The sequence below is a fragment of the Nocardia nova genome, assembly GCF_002933465.1.
Classification (GTDB): Bacteria; Actinomycetota; Actinomycetes; order Mycobacteriales; family Mycobacteriaceae; genus Nocardia; species Nocardia nova_B.
The window spans coordinates 161504-183114 of record NZ_PSZE01000006.1 but is presented as its reverse complement, the minus strand read 5'-3'; the positions used below and the strand labels follow the sequence as shown (position 1 = coordinate 183114).

At 67.2% G+C, this 21611-nt stretch carries 1 protein-coding gene; it reads left to right on the top strand.

Features of this window, described 5'->3' with window-relative positions; translation table 11 throughout:
• The first annotated feature begins 41 nt into the window (after nucleotides 1–41).
• Complete coding sequence (locus C5E41_RS09750) at nucleotides 42–21311, top strand: LuxR C-terminal-related transcriptional regulator (protein WP_104375513.1); 21270 nt, start codon at nucleotides 42–44, stop codon at nucleotides 21309–21311.
• Nucleotides 21312–21611 lie beyond the last annotated feature (300 nt).

Below are 21611 nucleotides of genomic sequence, written 5' to 3'. Positions count from 1 at the left end.
TTCGTCTTCCTCCGTCGCTGCCCCCACCCGTCATCGAGTGCGTGGCAGGCCACTTCCCCGTCGGCGACGAGGACGCCATGCGCCGAGCCGGCGATTACTGGTCGGATCAGGCCGAGCAATGCCGGGAGTGGTCGAAGTACTACGACGACAAGGCCGATCAGCGGCACCGGATCATCCGTGGGCGTTCCGGTGACCAGGTCGAAAAGGGGTATCGCAGCCTGGCGAAGGCTTTCGACGCCCAGGCCCGACATTGCGACACCCTCGCCGAACAGCTGTACGACGGCGCCAACAACATCGAAATCCAGAAGTGGACCGTCATCGGGTTCGCGGTGATCCTGGCCTGGACGCTGGCGCATGCGGCCATCACCTTCGCCGTGTTCCCCGCAGGCGGTGCAGCCGAAGCCGCTATTGCCGAAATGCGCACCAACACCGCGCTGCGGTGGGCCTGGGCGAAAATGCTGCAGTACCTTTCGGGGCAGAGCGCCAAGCTGGCGGCCGAACGCGGGCTCATCCGGTTGGCCGGCAAAATGGCGCTCATCGGCGCCGCCCAGGGCGGCGGTATCAATGCCGCGATTCAGCTGAAGCAGGTCGCCGACCACCACCGCCGCGAGGTGGACTGGAAAGCGGCGGGAATCGCCGCGGCGGCCGGAGGTGTCGGCGGCGGCGTCGGTATGGCATTCGGACGCTGGTTCGGCAGTCGCAAGGTCATACCGATGACGACCGCCCTGGCCGAACGGGCCGGCCGCACCGCCACCCGGGTGGCGGTACAGATCGCCGGCACCGCCGCACTCGGCGCCGCCGGCGGCGTTGCCGGCGGCCTGGCGGGCGCCGCGGTGTCGCTGGGACTGTCCGGCGAGGACCTCACCTTCGACAAGCTCGTCGAGGGGCTGCTGCCCGCGTTCACCGGCGGATTCGTCGGCGCGGCCGCGCACGGCGCCGCAGGCATCCGAACTGCCGCGCCGGCGGCGGCCGCCGAGGCACCGCCGGTGACACCGGCGGAAAACGCCCCGGCCGCCACACCGCTCACCGACGCGGTGCCCGAACCCCGCCGCCAGACCGCCGATGCCGCGCCGGCGAGCGCACCGGCCCGGCCCCGGCCCATGCCGCTCGAAGAGTTCGTGGCGCTGGCCGGGGGCGACGACAACCCGGCACGGCCCACCGCACCGAGGGTGACCGTCAACAAACCGGACTGGAATCCCGGGCTGCGAATTTCTCTGCCCGACAATGTCAATCCGGTCAAGAACGTCGACTTTCCCGCCTCTCCACCGGCCGAGGCGAAGCCGGTCGCACCGAAAACACCTGAGCCGCAACCTACCCCGCTCGGAGATGCGCTTGCCGAGCATCTCGCCGACAGCGGCCGGAAACCGGCGGACAACGAGAACGCGCCCGCGGCCGCGCATCCGGCCGACGCCGAGGTGGGCGGCACCCGCCCGCCCGCAGCGGTCGACCAGGCACACGGCGGTGTCGGAAACCGCACGGCGGCAACATCTCTCGCGGAGGCCACGGCCGGTGCCGGGCAAGCGCGTAGTCACGGCGAATCGAACAGCGCCCACGATGGTCCGGGGACGCCACCCGAGGCTGAAGCGGGTACAGCCGCAGGAGCGATCCGTTCGGCCGAGGCCGAGGCCCGGCCGAGCGAGATGAGAGATCCGGCGGAGGGCGAATCAGGCGACGGGCACACGACGGCGAAAGCGGAATCGAAGCAACCGGTTCCAGCGGACGCCGATGCCGGGCGGCCCGCGGGCGAGAAGACGCCGGTGTTCGACGCCGAGCAAATCAGGGCCGAGCAGTCCGACGCCGATCAACCCGAGGCCGGTCAGACCCCGAAGTCGCAGGAGAGTGCCCCGGCTACGGCGGTACCGGACACCGTCTCGTCACGATCCGGTGAGCCGGAGGGAAGCAGCGGTGAGCGGCCCGCCGCCGCGCGGCAGGCCGCCGGGAAACCTACGCCCGGTGAGGTTCGCCCTCCCGCGCCTACCGAGACCGCCACCGCAGGCGGCCCGCCCCGGGTATCGGCACCGAAATCCGCTGCGGGAGAACGACCTCCGGCGGTCGAGTCGACCGTGAAACAGAGCGATCGAGGTACGGCAGCTCGGGAGTCCGAACACGGCCGCGCGGTGGACGACGCACCTGTGCAGCAGAGCAAGGACCACCCCGAGGGGAGCGCCGCGCGCGGCCGACCCGATACCGAATCGACCGGTAAAGAACCCGGGACGGTACAGGGGCGTTCGGACGACGAGGGCGCCCGGCAACGGGCCGACGATGTCGATCCCACGGAGAACCGAGGTGAGCCGGACCCGCAGCACGCCCGCACGGACGAGGACGGCAACCCGGAGACCGGACGAGAGCATCCCGATGCAGGCGACGGCTCCACCAAGGCTCTGGCGGAGGCGTATCGGGCCGAAGCGGACGACATTCTCGCGGAGTACGGCTCCCGGGACTGGAACAACGTTTCCGACCGCGAACTCCAGGCGATGCTTTTCGGCGGGGACGAACGCGAGGCGGCGCTGGCGGTGATCGAGATCATCAACCGCGGCGAAGGCAAGGTCCTGCGGTGGACCCAGGTGATGGGGATGTTGGTCCTGCGCGACGGTCACGTGGGCCGGATGCAGGCCGGCGAGGGAAAGACGCTGGTCTTCCAGGGCGCGGCCGCGTTGCGGGCCGCTCAGGGCAAGCCGGTGCGGGTACTCACCACTCTCGATACCCTCGCGCTCGAGGCCTACAACATCGGGCAGAAGTTGTTCGGCAAGTACGGATTCGATATCCGGCTCATGGACCCCGACAATCCGTGCCCACCGGCGGCCGAGGACAAGGCCACGATGTGCTTCGGCACACTGAATTCCGACGGCTTCGGCGAACTGCGCGGAAATATCGCGCCCGGCCGGATCAAAATGGTCGACGAGGTCGACGAGGCCATCAAGGGTTCGGTATTCATCCTCTCCGAGGGCGCCGGCAACTCGGCCAGTCCGGAAGTGGCCGCGCAGGTGCGGGATGCGCACGGATTCCTCCGGAAGGCGGTGAACGCAGGACTGCTCAGCGAAGCCGATTTCGCTCGGGCTGCCGGGACGCAAGAAGACCACACCACCTTGACCGGCAACGACCGCGGAAAGGTCGAACGCATCCTCGGCCGGGAGCTCACCGGGAAGATCGAGAAAATTCTCGGCCGTACTCCGAGCGAGTCCGAAGCGCACCGGATCGCCATGGCCGCCACCGCCGAGTGGCGATACCACGAGAACGACGACTACGTCCTGTGGCACGACCCGCAACTCGGACCGAAATACCTCACGGACGAGCACGGAAACCCTCGGGTCGCCGACGGGCAACGCGTGTTGAACCCGAAGTCCCACAAGGTTTTCATCATCGATCAGACCACGCACAAGGTGATGTACGACCCCGAGACCTCGACCGAGAGCCGCTGGAACGGCGGGCTGGCGCAAGCCGTCGAGGCCAAACACGGCATCCAGATCCGCGATGATCCGGCCAGTTCCAAATCCGTGACCGTGCAGGAGTTGTTCTCCTCCGAGAAGTGCCACGAGTTCACCGGTCTGTCGGGTACCACCGACAATGCCTATGCCGAACTGAAGCAGGCCGGGGTCGACCAGATCGTCGAGGTCCCGCGCTTCAAAGAGTTGCTGTTGAAGGGTGCCGACCCCGAGAACGACATCATCGTGAGCAGCCTGGAGGAGAAGCACGAGGCGATGGCCGACGGCGTCGCCGAGGTGCACGCCACGGGCCGGCCGGTCGAGGTGATCTGTGATCGCAACAGTGAAGTCGCCGCGATGTCGAAGAAACTGACCGAGCGCGGTATCGACCACGTTGCCATCGACGCGAAGTGGTTCCTCGAGCAGGGGACCGATGCCGAAGCCAATCTGCTGGCGATCTTCAAGAAAGCAGGCGAGGAAGGCGCCGTCCTCGTCATCAACCGGCAAGGCGCCCGCGGCGTCGATATTCCGATCAGCACCGTGCCCAATGAGCACGGTCTCACGATCAACGATCGCGGCGGGTTGCACGTCATCCAGTCCAGCCGGTCGGCGATCCACCACGATATCGACGTTCAGGGTGAGAACCGCGCCGCTCGCAGCGGCGGCGAGGGCAGTGTGCAGTACTACATCGATCTGAGTGCTCCGCAGTACACCAGGACCGCCGAGGCTCAGATCACGGTCATCAAATACCTGGCGGCCGAGGCCCAGCACAAATCCGCGGTCGCCGAGCACGAAGCGGCCGTCGCCGAATACAACGCCGCACCGAACTCGCAGACCCAGGCAAAACTCGCAGCGGCAGCGAACAGCCTCGAGCACAGCCGCAAGCTGCTGGAACTGGCGACTGCCGATGCCAAGGGTCTGGTGTCGAAACTGCAGCCCTCCGGTATCGGCCACCCCACTGCCGACCCCACCTCGGCGCACCTGCCCAACGCCCCACCGACAGCGCGACCCGAACCGGCTGCGACGCCCGCTCCGGCGCGGTCCGAGCATGAACCACCCGAACAACCGCCGCGCACCGCGGCGACCCCGGATGCCTCCCGTACACCAGCCGCGGTGGGAACTGCCGGCCGGACGCCTGCGGCGGGCAGCTCCGTCGGCACCTCAGGTGCGGCAACAGCCGGGCTCTCCGGCGCGGCAGCTACGGCTGCGGCCGCCGGTTCCGCGGGCGCGACCTCGTCGACGCCCAGCGCGACGAATGGTGTCGGTTCGCCGGACACGCCGACGCCGACCGAACAACCACACCCGGCGTCGGCGCACACTCGGGAAACGAAATACCCTGCGAAGCTGGAGGATTCGAAGCCGTCCGCGGCGCCGAGTGGCACCTCTCCCGAAACCGCCACCCACGAGACGCCCGGCAGCCGACACCATGCGGCGGCAGACGCATCGGGCATCCCATCCGCCGCCGGCGCGGCAGCCGCAGGCACTACCCGGACGAACGACACCCAGCACGATTCCGGCCGGGTCGCGACCACGACTGCGGAGAACACCGGTGCGGCCGCGCCGCAGGCCGATCGACAGCCGTCGCAGCCGGTCACGACAGTCCGTAATCTCGGTGACCACAACACTTTTCGGCAACTCGCCGAGGCGGTGCGGACCGCCGGGGAACAGGCCACCCCCTTCACCCCGGTGGCGCAGGCGATCGACGCGACGATGCACGCCCACACCGCAACGCCGGCGACCGATGCCGGCGAGCTGACCGACGCGGCCCGAAATACGTTGCAGGAGGGCATAAATCGTCTGACGCCGGAGCAGCGGCACCTCGTCGCGGACGCGGCGCACCGGATGCAACAGGGAGACGACCTCACCCCCGGTCATACCGAAGCGATCGCCCTACTGAGCGATCAGGTGCGCGCGCTGGGCGAGAACGCCCCGCTGCCCGAACTGACGGAGACCGAAGCGCGAATACTCGGCTTGATCGCCGAGGACGTCGCGCTGGAAATCATCTGCGCCACCATGGGTATGGCGCCGAAGGCACTGCGCGGACATATCGCCCGCGCCGGCATGAAGCTCGGCACCCGGGGCGACGTCGCGACCATGGCGGCCGCGTTGAGCCGCGGACAACTCGCGATCGGTACTCCCGACCTCAGCCGTCCGCTGTCGAAAGTGGTAGCCTACGGCACCCTGACCACCCGTGAGGTCCACGTCCTGGAGCTGGCGACCGTGGGATTGTCGCCTGCGGCGATTGCCGAGCAGCTCGCGGTTACCAGGGCCGATGTCGACACCGCTCTCGCCCGCGCGGGCCGCAAACTGGGCGCGGACGGCCTGATTCCGACCGTGGTGCAGGCAGTACTGCAGCGTGCGGTCGCCGGTGCGGCGCCACAGGTTTTCGCGCCCCGCACGATCCGCGAGCCGGTTGCCGACCGCGCTGCCGGCGTCGCGGATCCGGTATCGGCTCCGGAGTCCGAACGATTCACCAAGCAGGCCATCGCCGCCGAACTGTTCGAGACCTACGACGTCGAGGTCCTCGGGCTGGACAAGGCGAGTATTTCGGTGGCCACGGCGCTGTCGGTCCGGAACGCCATCGTGGACGCGTTCGACGAAGATCCGTCGATCCGTCTCGATCTGGTCCTGGTGGCACCCATGGCCGGTACCGCGGGCGCGGTCATCTGGGACGCGGGCGGCGTCGCCGAAACCCCACCGGTCGTCATGGTGCTCAACGAAAATCTCTTCGGCGCCCCGGAGAAGTTCCGTACGGCCATGGACAGGGCCGTGCGGACAGGCCGCTTGCTGGCTCCCACCGGCGATCCGGCCTACGACGCGGTGAGTCACGAAATGTCGCATCTGCGCGACCGAGCCGCCCGGCTCGGCGATTACGCCGAGTCGGTGGAAGCGCGGGCATTCGGCTTCCTGTACGCGCATTTCGCCGGTTTGCGCCAGGCCGGTTCGCTGCCGCGCGAGACTCGCTTCGACGACTGGCTGGGCCTGCTGGACGGCTACAGCCGCGAAAAGAAGGCTTCCCGCGACGTGGACCGATTGTTCGCAGCCTTCGATACCTGGCTGAGCAATTTCGACAGCCGGGAATCGCTTGATGCCTGGCTGCGCGACGCTGGATTGTCACGGCGAGAACCACTGTGGGGCAACAGGTCCCACCAAACCGACACCGGCGACGGGTGGATCGATCCGGAACCCCTGTACAACGCCTGGCTGCGGCAACTCGATGCCGACACCCGACAGCGCATCGTCGCCGGTGAGCACTACACCGAAGACCACGCCTATCGAACCCCGCGCGCCGCGGAACCGGCACTTGGCGATCTCCCCGTCTTCCACCCGGCGGAGGCGCTGGCCGAGGCGAACAACGCCTTCGGCCGGAGCGCGCCGAAGGATTTCACCCACCCCGTCTATGCCCTCCAAGCGCTGTTGCGCGGGGTGCCGGTCGCGGAGGTCTGGCGAAATGCCGAGCGCCGCAACGCTCTGGCGGCTGCCCGCGCCCAGAACCCCGGCCTGGTGCCGGTCGCCTCGGGATTCCGCCCGAGCATTGCTGTGGACGGCAGGGCAGCCGAACTCGCCGTGGCCTGGCGGGACATGTCTGCGGCCGACCATGCCGGCGTCGCGAGGCGGGCTCCCGCTTATCTGAACCCGGCTGGGCCGCAAGGCTTCGTACTACACGAACTGGCCCGGCTCGAGAACGAGCATCGCGCAGCCGCGGCTTCCCGCCGTCTCCCCAACCGGGGCCCGGCGCAGCCGGGTGCACCCGACGAGGCTGCACCGAACCCGGCCGCGGCGAAGGCTCGCGCACACCGGACGAACCGGTCCCTCCTCCCGTCGGAATTGTGGACTCGACTCGACCGATCGGGCCGGCGCACGATCGATCCCGCGGCCATCGACCTCGGCGGCCCCGAGCAACCACCGCACCTCCGCTTCGACGACATCACTGCCGGCGACGCGACGCAAGCCGATCTGGTGGAACAGCGAATCAGCGAGCTGCTGGCGGGCTGGTCGGATCCTGATTACGTCCGCGAGATCGCGGCGGCTGTAGGCGCATCGGTTCGGTGGGGTCAGGGAACCATCTCCGTCACGGCCGCACTCGATGACGGCCCGGCGCATATCGACCTCGTCGACATCACCGGTGATCACAGTTATGTTCGGGTCGAGTGGCGGTTGGGACCGACTCCGGGTCCGGTCGAACGGGCGGCACAGGCTCCCGTTGAGAGGTCCTCGGAGGAGCTCGATATCGAACGTCTGCTGGAGATGTACGGCGATGGGGACGCCGACACAGCGGGCCTCGACCTCGATCTCGTGCTGGAAGCGCCGGAGCAGACAACGGCGCCCAGCGCAGCACCGGCCCCGTTCGGCGTAGGCAGCACACGAGCCGCGCTCCGAGCACGGCTGCGCGCCGAACATCCGGAGCTCGGAGACGTCATCGACCGCGTGGTGCTCGCCGTCAGCGAACTGGTCACCAATGCCGATAAGCATCTCCGCCGCTATGCCGCCGAGCACGGGCTCGATCCGGAGGGGAGGCTCGCCGTCGATGTGACGGGCACCGGGCCCGACGGCAAAGTGTTCGTGACAGTCGCGAACGACATCGCCCCGGGCACCGCCGTCAAACTACCGAGCTGGACCGACGACGAACAGGCGCTGGACCGCGAGGGCGGACGGGGCAGCCAGCTCATCATCGCCGAGAGCACCGTCGCGGTCCGCCACATCACCTTCGCCGAGGGCAAGAACTCCATCGAGCATTCGGTCGAATACCACCTCACCCCACCCGGCGCCGACTTCGCCGTGGCACACAGCCGGGGCACGATTCGCGAGGACGAGCCCCTCCCATCCGTGCGCCAGTCGGTCCAGGACCCGGCTCCCGGGGAACGCCAGGACAACCCCGGAGGCCCGCGCATCGACCCGGTAGCCATCGACTTCGGTGATGCTGCGGAATCCGCTGGTCTCGAGCACCTGGAAGCCCTGCGCGACACGGTTGTCGCACTGCGTTACGGCACCGGCGCGGACCCGGTTCTGGGTCGGGTGGCCGGTCTGCTCGACGAGTTGGTGGCGGTACGGCGCGGGGCGCCTGCTGCGCAGGAGCGGCGGCAGTGGCTCGAACGCCTGGCTGAGCAGGTGCCGGGGTGGCTGGCCCGCCGAGACGAGATGACCACGGCCGCAAGGGAATACGAGGACGGTCGTACCGAAGGGACGAGCGCTGTCCTGGAGGCCCGGCTGGCGGCCGCGCAGATGCGACTGGGTGCGGCGTTGGCTGCGGTCTCGGCGGTCTGGGACAGACTCCGCGAGGCGCCGATCGATACGCCGCCGCAGCCGACCGACCACCTCTTGCCAGGCGAGCTCGAACGGCTACGTGACGTGAGCGAGGCGATCTTCGCCGAAATGACGCTCGCGGGCATCGCGGCCGACAGGGTCCACCAGGAGCGACCGACCGAAAACATGCGCCGCTACGACACGTTGCGGGACATGTCCGAGTTGCTGGAGCAATTGCTGGCGTTCGGCGAGCAGCCCGATCCAGCCAGGATGAGCCGGGCACGGCGCATCCTGCTGCTCGATCACTTCCGCGCAGTGTCGGATCTGTTGGCCGCCAACGAATTACGTAACGAGGCGGTCGAGCGAGTCGCGACCGCAGCGCAGCGACAACGGCGTGTCGACCAAGCCCGCGAGGGCTATCACATAGCCGACAATGCGGTCCGCTATATCGCACAGGAGCTGGGCGAGCCGCGACACCACGCGGACCGCGCCGCCCCTGCCCAGCCCACCGCATCCATTGTGTGGCCGGGAGCCCACGGACAACCGCACGTCGCGACCACCCCGGCCGAAGCACCTCCCCCGGAACAGGACTCGGCTAAGGCTGGGAACACAGAGGCCGCTCGGCGCGAGACCGAACAGGATTCCTCGTCGACGATCGCCGATTCACGGCCGGACGGCGCCGGGACGAACTCGCGGCGATACGCCGAGGCGAATGTGCGCCAGGAGAACCTGGGTTCGGTTGCGGCAGTCAGTGATCGGGGGCCGGGCCACGAGCAGAACGAGGACGATTTCGCGCTGCTCACCGTGACCGTCGGCGGTGAGCAATACACCGCGGTGATACTGAGCGACGGCACATCCCGGCCGAGCGGCGGCGACCGCGCCTCGGCCGCCGCCACACGAGCCGCCCGCGCATACATCGCCGAAGCACTGCGGCAGACCGACCGGAAAGGTCTTCCCGCACCGCTGGAGGTGGTTCGAGGAGCAGTAGCGGCCGCCCAGAACGCGGTACTCGACGTGGCCTCCGAATACCCCGGCCGCTCCGGACCGGCCTGCACCATCGTGGTCGCCCTACTGGGAGCGGGGAAGGTCACCGTGGACTGGGTGGGCGACAGCCGAGCCTACTGGGTACCGCTGGACGGTAGTGCGCCCGTCCAGCTCACCCATGACGACTCCAATGTCCAGAAAGCCATGGACACCTTCGGCTGGGCCCGCGAGTCGGCCCGCCACTCCCCCGTCGGCAAGGGGCTCGCCTTCAGTCTCGGCCGCTCCCTCGACGGCCTGGAATCCCATGCCAGGACTGCCGAGGAGGTGTCCGGCCCGGGTGTGATCGTGGTGGCAACCGACGGCATGTGGGAGGCGATCGGCCCGGACGATGCCCGGCCCATCGGCGCTGTCGTCCGCGAAGCGCTGGCGCAGTCCGGCGGTGATCCGGGCGCGGTGTCCCGTGCGCTGGTCCGTACCGCGATCGAACAGGGCAGCGACGACGACGTCACCGTCATCACCGCCCCCGTGCCCGTATCCGGCACAACCGCAACCACACCGGCACGAACCGACATCGATACCGACGCCCCGGACCGCTCTGCATCGCAATCGAATTCGAGTAACGGCAGCACCTCACCGTGGCGCCGAGCCGGTGACCCCGACTCGCGGATCGACCCGGTCGCCATCGACTTCGGCGATGACGAGGAGGCAGCGGCGCCTGGAGGCACCCCATGGCAGCGCTCGGAGCCGAGCTCACAGGACACTCTTCGCCGCGCCCAGCGGGACGACGCGGCGGCCTTCGAGGAGCTGCGCAAGCAGTACGGACGCGCCGTATTCGCCACAGTGCTGGCTGATCTCGGGGTTCCGGCCACAACTGTCAAGCCCGAGTTCCGGCCGCTGGTGCACGTGGCGCAGGGGCTCAACCGCTTGGTGTTCGAGATCGCGGAGCGGCACCGGTGGCGTGTCGAGGGTGCCGCTCCGCTCGAATGGTTGCACGGCATCGCAAGCAATCTGGTAACCGCCTGGTTCGAGATGAATGCCACTCAACGCCGCCACGCCGCCGAGGGGCTATCCGCGATGCAGCGCGGAGACACCGTGACCGTCGTGCAACGCGGCGCTCTCGACCGGCTGGTTCAGGCCGGGCGGCGCGGTCTGGAAGCCGAGGGCAAGCATCCGAGCGGTAGTGATACGACCGCGCCCAGCGGCAGCGGGCTGACCAACCGCCAGTTCATGGTGCTCCAACTGATCGCAACGGGTATGACGGCCCGCGAAATCGGAGAAGAACTAGGGATTTCGGCGGGAACCGTGGGTATCTACACGACGGAACTTCGCCACGTGTTCGGGGCACGCACTCGGTCCGAACTGGTGTATCTCGCCCTCAGCGCCGGAGTGCTCGCCGATTCCGTGCCGCTCGGCGACGAATCGCCTGCCACCCCGACTTCCGAGCCGACCAGCCGCGAACTCCAGTTACTGATCCGGATCGCGAACGGCGACACCAGCAACGACATCGCGCAAGACCTCGACATCGATCCGCGGACGGTGGACGCGCGGGTGGCCGAGGTCGGCCGGAAACTGGGTGCCCGCAATCGGCCCTCGATCGTGTTCGCCGCAGTCCGCGACGGCCACCTCGAACTCGCCGCTCCGGACACTCGAGGCACCGCTGTTCCGCATTTGAGCGACCGCGAGACCGACGTGCTCACCCGAGTTGCGAACGGCGATACCAGCAAGGACATCGCGCGGGCGCGAGGACTGTCGTCGACCGCCGTGGACGAGTACCTGGTGCGGATCAGCAGCAAGCTGCGGGTGCACAACCGGGCAGCCATGGTGGCGGTCGCGCTCCGCCGCGGCCTGCTCCCCGGTCTCTCACCCAGGCGCCTGGGCGCTTCCGATCTCACCGCCGCCGAGGTCGACCTGCTCGACCGCGTTGCGAGCGGCCAGACGAACGCCGATATCGCAAACGACCTCGAAACGACATACGGCAGAGTGGATGTGGCTCTCGCCCGTGTCCGGGAGAAGCTCGGCGCGCGCAACCGGCCGGAGAGCGTAGCGATCGCCATCCGCACCGGCATCCTGCCGGGGCAAGCTGAAGATTTTGCACCGCTGACGATTTCGGCGACGGAGCTGCGCGCACGATACGGACTCGGGGTATTCCGGTTCGTGCTGTCGCTGCTCGGTATGGCGCCGGGCGGACGACGCAGCGGCCGGGCGGCCCGCACGGTGCAGGACGCCATGGCGATCACCGATGAGGTCTTCCGGGTCTGTGCGATGAGCCCGGAGGACGAGATCGGCCGGCAGCTGGCCGATACCGCGCAGAAGATCACGGATGACCAGTGGTTCCGCCCGCTGCGCGCGCAAATCCTGGCGTTGCTTCGCTCCGACGGGATCGCGGAATCCGATGCGCGCTACCGCCGAGTGGCCGATATGGGGATCGTCGCGCTACGACAGTATCTCGACAGTCTGGGCCCCAGCCAGCGCTGGACATTTCTGGAGGCCGCCGACCAGCTACGGTCCGGCCAGGCCGCCGCCGCGCTGTCGGGTGCGGCGCAGAACAGCCTGACTCGGGTCGCACAGGCGGCGCCCGAGCCTGCCCCACCGCCCACCAAGACGCTACAGCCGGACGAACAATCACCCACCACAGCACATTTCGATCTCTCGGCCCGGGAGATCGCGGTACTCGCTCAGATCGCTCAGGGACTCACCACGGGCCAGATCGCCACGGCGCTGTCATTGACCCATCGCCAGGTCGCATCCGTCACGCATGCTATCGCCGCGAAGCTCGGCACATCCGCCTGGGCGGAGATGTTGGAGGTCGCCCGCAACGCCGAGATCGACCTGACCACCGGAGCCCAGGTGTCAGAGCCGACGCAGGAGACAGCGAGCGGGTTCGACACCTTCCGCACGGCAGTGGCGCGAGTCCTTGCCGATACCACCGTCGACCCCGGATTCGAAGCTGTCCTCGTGGACTCCACCTCAGAACAATTCACAGCCGCGGTCCGCGCCCTTTCCCCGGAGGAACGGCATGCCCTGCGGGTGCTGCCTACCGATCGACCGCTCACCCGGCGCCCGGAGGTTCGTCCGGCGGTCGCAGCCGCCCGGCAGCTGGTGTCGACACTCGCGAGAGCGCATCGGATACTCGACCACCGGCTGGCACAGGCGCTCTCGGAGGCCACCCGGGAACAGCTGGAAGCAGCGCTCGACCGACTCACGCCCCAGCAGAGCGGGATCATCCGCGGCGTATTCACTCGCAGGCTGTCGGTCGAAACCATGGTGTCGCTCGGATACCGCGACACGGCCTCCGCCGAAGCATTCGTCGTGAGCGCCGTTCGACGACTGGGCAGACACCTACTGGATCTCCCCGTCACCGAACCTGCACAGGAGGGGAAGTCACGCGCCGCAGCCGGACCAATATCGGCAACCGGTCCGGGGCCGGTCGGCGAAACCGCCTTCCAGCGCGGCCGGCGCGAGGCAGAGGAGGAACGCCATGCCGCCGCCTCGGGGGTCACCGAGGCCGATATCCAGCTACTCGATGCCGTGATGACCCGGCTGCGGCGCCGCCAGCCGACCGGTGCGCACACCATGCCGGGGAACCGGCAGCAAGGGCTCTGGACGCGGCGTGGAGCGCGGAACCCGTGGCGACGGACCGAACGGCCGACGTCCGAAAAACGGCTACCGGCGGAGATCGCCTCCTGCCTGCCCTGGGTGATCCAGCTTCTCCGCCAACTCGGCCTCACCGAGGGGGACGATCCGGCTCCCGGGGACGACAAAGCGCGGGACCTCGAGCGCGGCATCGCCGGTGGTCTGCACAAGCTGGCGAAACCCGAGACGGCCGGATCGAATCCGATGACCGCCGTCATCGACGAGTTGCGTACGGACCCCACGCTCGACTCGGTGGTCTTCGTCGTCGGCCAGGGCGACAGGGCCCACGCCTACTTCGTCACCAAGAATGTCGAACCCGACACCGGGCGGATCACAATGCAGGTCTTCGACCAGCTCGTCGACGGGGACCGACTCCGCGTCCGTCCCTACGTGGACTGGAAACCCACTTACACCGATCCCGAACGTATCTACGTCGCCTACATCGAGTCCACTTCGGAGGGAACCCTACGGGCACGCACCCCGCGGCATGCCTCGGAGGTCGACTCCGCGTTCGCACAGCAATCCATCACGGGCCCGGCCGAAACGCCCGAACAACGCACCGGCTCGACTCGGCCCACGGGCCCGACGGACTCTTCGCCCTCGGGCGCACCCGCAGAGCGGGAGAACAGTGTCGATGACACCGACATCTACCGCGAATACACCCGCACTGCGGGCGGACCTCGGCACGAAGCCATCCATGCGCTCACCGAGGCCATCCGTCGCGGCGAGATACCGACGCATCCGAGCGCGATATCCGACCTCTCGGCGCTGACGGCACGCGAGCAGCAGATCCTCCAGCTCCTCACCGAGCGGCTGTCGCGCGCCGAGATGGCCGAATTACTGCACGTGACACGGAGTTTCGTCAACAACACCGTGCAGCGAATCGTGCGCAAGCTGGGCGCGCGCAGCGATGCCGAGGCCGTCGCAATGACGTTGAGTGCACTCGACCGAATCCCGACATCGGCCACCGCAACGGCAGCCGAAGCGGATCCTATGTACATCGTCAATCCCGCACACATCGCCGAGGCGCTTCGCCTCCTGCCCGGTCTGGAACGAAAGTTCACTCGCGCCGGACTGTCGGACTCACGGAGCGAATTCGCCGCCGCCGGTGCGGATTACCTGCGTACCTTGATCACGGTCGCTGCCTATGAGCTCTCGCTCGGGCAGCACGCGACCGCACGCACTCACCTTTCCGACGCGTTCGACGCGGGCGTCGCCCTGCTCAATCGGCTCCCCGGCGTCACCGAGATCAAGAACATTCTCGGACCCCTGCATCGACTGCGGCGCGATCTCATCGAGAATCCGAGTTCGGCCGAGGAGCTCACGGACACCAGCGCCACCCGCCGGGTGCTCGATCGGGCTGTGGCGTATCTCCATACCCTCGGCCACCTGGCGTCGACGGAGCATGCGAAATCCGCTGCGGGCCGGAACGATCGCGGCGATCTGGTCACCCCGGCCGATCCCAGAGCGCGAGTTGCCGATGATCCGCTCGACAGCTTCCTGTCCGAACTGCGTCGACAAGGGGTCGATACCGACACGTTCCGGGCCGCGGCGGACCTGGTCTACCGGTATCTGCGTACCGACCCCGAGTGGGGCGTGACGCTCGGACAGCTCGCCGCGCACCGGACCGAATTGGAACAGGACGGCACGATCGCCGTACTGGTGTACGGGAATCCGGAGGACGGCAGCGCCGTGTTCCTCGATCAAGTCGTCGGCGCGCTCGGGCGCGACAACGTCGTGGTGGTGACCTCCGGCTGGGACCGGACACACGGCATGGCGACGATCGCCGGCGCGACCGACAAGCCGCAGCGGATCGGTATGACCGAGGCCGAGCGGTTCCGGGTGATCGCCGAGCAGACGCGCGCGGCGCGTCGATTCATCGAAGAACCGCACGCCCGCAATACCGCGGGCAACGTCAAGAACTCGATGCCGCTGCTCGAGAAGGCATTGGGACGCAAGGAGATCACCGCAGCGGTCCTGCTCAGTTGGCCGGGTCATCTCCGGCGCGCCGTCGATACGACCAAGCTCAACTACCCGGCACTCGAAACACTGTTGGCCATCGCGCCGGATATCCCGCTCGAAACCTACCTCCGCTTCGGGCATCGCTCGGCGGTGGACGATCCGAAGCCGCCGTACGAGGTGCTGAAGGCCTTCTTGCTCGAAATGAAAGGTTTGCTGGAGCGCCGGATGTCGGCCACGGTCGCGCCGCTGTCGATCCTCGAGGCATACCGCTACGTCGCACTCTCGCTGAGTGAGGATGCCGGCGTCACCGCAGCGAATCTGTCCGAGGAGATCGAGAAGAAGGCCCTGTATGCCGATACCGATGCCCAAGTCGATGCCGAGATACAGTGGGCGACTCGGAACGCTCCCGTGCGCGGGACTTCCACCGCGGATGCACGCTGCGCGGTCGCCGAACTCACCTTCATCCGAAAGCATTTCGGCAACACGCCCGTCGAGGTTCCGGACACGGAAACCATCGCCATCCTCGAGAACGTCGGTTTTCATCCCCGCGAATTGGCCCAGTACGCCCACGGGCAGTACGTCGATTACACCTCTGCCGCCGCGAACACGAAACCCACCCCGCTAGAGGTCCTCGCCGCCGACATCGGAAATACCGAAAAGCCAACTGCTCTCGCGCTGCTCACCGTCGAGTACCCCGGCTCACGCGACGATCGGATCGGCGGCCACATCCTCACCCTCAGCGCCGACGACACCGGCCGGCTCCAGCTCCACGAACTACGCCGCAACCCCGACAACACCCTCGCCCTCGACGCCGATGGCAACACCATAGAAGTAATCCACCCCGGTCAGCGGGCGCACGACCGCCTGGCAGAGCTGAGCCGAGAAGGAGCGAAGGTCTTCGCCATCACCTACCGCGCGAACGGCGAATCCGTAAACCCGCTCGGCCGCAAGCATAATTGGACCAACGCCGATTGGGATGCAGCGCCCGGGCCGCGAACCCGCATCGGCCAGGACCGCCGCGGTGATGACGTGACACCCGCGCGGCCGGACACAGACCCGCTTCCGCGAGGTATGCGCCGCCCCCTTGAAGGAGCCTCCCCGAAGGGCACTGGACCCGCGGCGCCGGATGACGCCGCGGGTGCCACCGACCGCCCATCGCCCAGTGAGCCCGTCAAGGGTCCCCTCGAAGGTGGGGTGTCACCGGAATACGCTGTGGCGACACCGGTTTGGCCCGAGATGCACCAGCCGAGACTTGTCGAGAAGGTTCGAATACACCGGGCCGCCGCCGAGGCACTCGCCTACCATGCGGCGAATGTCGATGCCGCACCGGCGAATACGTCACCCTGGGGCGGGGACTCAACACTGCTCGACGGCGTCGACATCGCCGAGCTCGCACAGACCATCGAGGGACTCGCCGCGGAATCGGCTCGGCTGGAATCCGATTCGGCGCGAGCCGCCGAGATCCAGCAGATACGGCACGCCTGGACCGCGGCCTACGAGCTGTGGAATCTCGCGCACGATCCGCGATCACTGCCCGCCGCCTCCCGCGTCGAAGCACTGATCTCCTATGCCGATGCGGCACGGCACTGGTTGATCGCCCTGCTGGACCGAAACAACGCGGCGAACCGATTGGCGCGAGAACACCGCACGCCCGATCCGACAATCGCCGAATCCAACGGTGAATCCAACGCCGGTCGATTCGACGATTCCGGGGAGCCCACCACTGATCCGGACGTTCCGGCCACCCCCCACCGAGCGGCGTGGTCGGGCAACAGCCTGCTGATCGGAACCGAGCACTACACCAACCCCGAATTCCCCCAGTCCAAAGCGCTCATCGCGATGCTTCGCGAATGGGTCGAACGCACCAACGGACAACCCCGCGTCATCCTCACCGAGGGCCGCATCGCGCCTTACGCCGACACGATCGAAGAATCCCTGTCCACTCAACGCGGCGAAATGGCAGTACTCGCCTTCCTCGCACACGAGCACGGCATCGACATCGAAACCGCCGAAGAAGACCAAAGCGCAGCCGTTCGAGGAGTGGTCGACCGGATCAGCGAAAGGATCCGCACTGAACCCTCACTCGCCGAACTGTTCAGCGACGGAACCATTCAGGAAAGCCTCTTCCTCTACTACGTCCTGCGGCAGATGCCCCAAGGACTCCGCGCGCAAGAAGGCTTCCGCCCGGACATCGAAGAACACCTTCGCAGCGCCATCGAACTCAACCGCCATCTCCTTCCAAGAATCGACGGCCTTCACGCCGAATTCCACCGGCTCATGGCACGTGACTACAGCCAGCGCGGATTCTCCCGCACCTTCCGCGAAGACGACCTCGCCTGGTTGCTCACCGAAACCGTGGACATGCTCACCGGTGCACCCGTGGTCAGCAAGGTCCAGCACATCGCCGCAGCCACCCACCAGCGCCGCGAACTCCACGCCGCCAGAAAATTCTCACACCACATGGCGAGCGGCAAAGCTGTCTGCATGCTATACGGCAACGCCCACCTCGAATTCATCCTCCCCGAAATGCCCGCATTCGCAGGCCGGCCCATCCAAGAACTCGGCGCGCCTCCGGCTGCCGCAACAACAGACCTGACCTCCGATGAGGATCGCGTCCAGCTGTCGGGTGAGATCGCATCTCCGCCGACAGTGCGCGCAACAAACCAGCCGACCGCATATGTACCCGAACCCAGCCGGCTCGCGGCGGAATTACTCAGTTTGGGGCCGAGCTTCGAATACGTCGCTGATCTGATGCGAGTCGCAGCAGGTGAACAGCACGGCAGCGATTGGATCGACAGCCCCGACTACTGGGATTGGCAGCTGAACTGGCTGGCCGAACGTGGGCCCCGCCTGAGTGTGCTGGCCGCATTCTCCGCCGCCGCATTGGAAGCGGAAACCGCTCTTGGCCTGCGCAATACGAAAGGCCGGTCGCTGATTCTCGTACAAGAGCGGCCACGGACGCCCGGCGAAATGATATTTCTCTGCAAGTACGGCACGCTGCGGGCCGACGAACCGGACCAGCCCAGCGGGCCCGATACGGCGGCGCGTGCCAGCGCCATCGGCCTGGTGCAGCGCGAGCTTTCACTGGACGAGCTGCCCCAGTACCTGTACCTTGCACTGGTCGCGGCGCGCCCGGTATTGCAGGTCGATCGCGATCTGACTGAAAAGTGCCTGACGCCCGGTGAATTCCAGTACTTCAACCCGATTCCCCGAGACGGGTTGTACGGGATGAATTACCCGGGCTGCCGAGACCTGCTCCGCCAGGCACGAGCGTACTACCGGGCTCGGTACGCGGGCGACAGCTTGCTCCGCCAGATCGCGTGCCGACCCGTGTACGACCGCTTCCTGAACCATTGGATCGAGCCGCATCAACTGCGACACGCCACGCAGTTGCGCGACCGGTTCCACGGCACGAGCTCTTCGCCGAAGAATCGGATTGCCCACTGGTTCACCTCGGTCGTCGCGGAAGCGCTGGCCGCGCCGCCCGATGCCGCCCCTGAGATCCTCGACCGCGCTCTGCGTGGGCACCTTCGCCAACGGGCAGGCGGGTCTGCGCCCGTGGACGATGCACTCTGGCAATTCGTGTCGACCACGCACGAGCTGCTCGCGGGCGACTACGACTTGGGCCATTATCTACACCGCCGCAACCACCCGGAAGCCGAGGGCTATGTCCGGATCGTGCGCGAGGCCGTTCTGCCCCGCCATTCACCGGCGGCGATCGCCCGGGTGCCTTTGATCGCCAACGTCATAGATGCGTTCCCCATCGACACGGTTGGCCGCATTCCCGCAGAATCCATGTGGACGAAGGGGTTCGATCACCGTCCGGACGGCTTCAGCGACAATCCAACTCCGGCGCCCGCGTCGCTCACGGCCGACGAGCCGCGCCCCATCACTTCGGAATCGGCTCCTCCCGCTTCGGAAACACCGTGGCGTCGGCACCGGTCCGCTGCTTCCGCCGCACCGGGAAATCCGTTGTCCACCGAAGATGCGCTCGATCTGCCGCGGAAAAAGAACCGGCGACGAGCACCCGATCCGAACGCGTATCACCACCGCCCGGACGACGGCATGCCATGGGATCCGGTAGAGGCGCAACCTGATCCGGCGGCACAGTCGCCGCGGAGCCGAACGAACACCGGCACCCCCGCCGCCGAGCGAAGCACACCCGCGCCCTCAACGGGCGACCAGAATCTCCCTGATGTCTCGACTCCGGGCCCCATCGAGCTTTCCCCCGCTCTCGGTCGGGCGCTTCGTGCTGCTGAGGCGGACGCCCAGGACGTGGTCACCTATGCGGTGCAACCGGCGGAGGCGCTCGGCCTGGATGCGACGAAGCTGCAGCAGCGCGAACCCGAGGCAATCGCGCGCGCGGTCCAAGCGCTGCGGATTCGACAGCGCCGGGGATTCGAATCGGTTCTACGCCGGCTCGTAGCCGACGATGCGTTGACCGAGTTGCTCGACCATCAAGACGCGATTTCCGAACTGGATGCGCGGGTCCGCTCGCTGCCCCGGCATCTCGAAGCCGCGAAAACATACCTGGACGAGGTTCGCACAGCGCTCGCGATAATGGCCGTACCGGAGCTGTTCGCAGCTGCCGGAGTGAGCCCGTTCATCGATGACGACGGACAGGTTGTGGAAGCGATCGGATACACCCCGGGCGGCCGAGTGATCGTCGCATCGCCACTGCGCGATCAACATGCGCTGCTGGACCTGCAGGTGCCTGGGTTCCGCCGACAGGCTCCGAAAAACGGGGTGTCGATCGAGTACTGGCATGTTCGTATCGACGACCGGGGACACCTCGTCGTGGAAACGATATCCGGAGCACATCCAGACCCGGAGCGCACCGCCCACTACTACCGCGACCGCGACCACGTCTGGTGGCGTAAGGACCTGGCCGACGAAAGGACGTTCGCCGAGAAGTGCGCAGAGGCCCTTGCGTCGGGTGAGAGCGCTCGCGAGCACCTGAAAGGCAATACCGGAGACTCGACGATGTCCGCGGGAGTATGCCTTGTCTACTACCGCAACGGATTTCGTCACATCGAGAAGAAGGTACGCGACATCGATCAGCGCGACGCCGAGAAGCTCGCGTCCATCACCCTCGCGGACGCCGGCTCGCGGCCTGCCGCGGTACTGGGCGCGGATGAAATCGTGCCTGGCGGCAGCGAACTCGTGCTGCTCATCGAGTATGTGCCAGGATTCGACGCGAGCAACATATTCGGGGATCTCGAAGATGCTTGGCGAGACTTCTTCCACACTCCGACGGGGCAGCGTCTCGGTCGGGGCGATGCGCTTGTTCGCCCCTGGGACAGACACGAGAGCGGGAGCAAGAACTGGCGGCTCCAGTTCGGTTTCATCGTTCGGCCGATCGACAACGGGAACGCGTATCAGGACGCGCTACCGCCAGGGGGATTCACCCTTCACTACGCCAAAGCCGTGAACGGAAAGATCGAGTGGTGGAAGCACTACATTCCGCGTGCGGAGCTCATGGCGGTCCGGGAACGGACGCTCATGTCGAAAGCGGCATACGATCGGCGCAACCGAGCCGAGTGGTACCAGGACGTGATCGACAACCTCGTCCAGATCGAAGCGCACGCTTGGTACAACACCCCGGCCGATAACGCAGAGGCGGTATCGACGCTCACCACACTGCGGGACATACTGGCCGAAAGACTCAATCTTCCAGGCGCCCGCAACCTCCCGCACCCGTACGACCAATTGACTCCGAGCGACTGGCGCAAGGTGATTGCCTCGAGGTATGAGCACCTTCGCCGATTCCGCGAAATGGGCTTCTCGGCCGACCGGATGGCTCGCGATCTCGACACCCTAGACAAGTTGACCAAGCTGCTCTTGCACGCGCAGATGCGGCAGGTCACCCCCGATGCGCTCGACGACAGCTGGGTCGTCGACCCGGAGAGCGACACCGTCGGACAAACACTGACCGAGGTCTACCTGGATGGTCTCGCAGTCCGTTTGGCCGACGTGGAGGCCGCCGCGCAATCCGTGCGTCGTGACGCCGAATCCCACATGGCCTGGGCCGAGGGATTCGGCCCGGAATCCAGAAATCACGCTTGACCGATTCGAGCAGTACCCTCAGCCCGATCCAGTAGGCACACGTGATCAATGTGGCGCGGACGGAAGCAACCGGACCATGTGGGCGTTGAGCAGTCAAGCCGAGTCGGCATCGCCCTCACCGGCAATCGGGCACAGCTGCCCCAGGACCTGGAACGAATCCTGCATCTGCTAGAGAACCGTGCGGCGGGCGACGGCAGCTACCCGACCTTGGCCGAGATCGCCGCGCATATCGACCGCGCCCAGCGACTACAGCGGTTGCCGTCGGACCTGAACCTCGCCAAGTTCTTCGAAAGTGGTGCA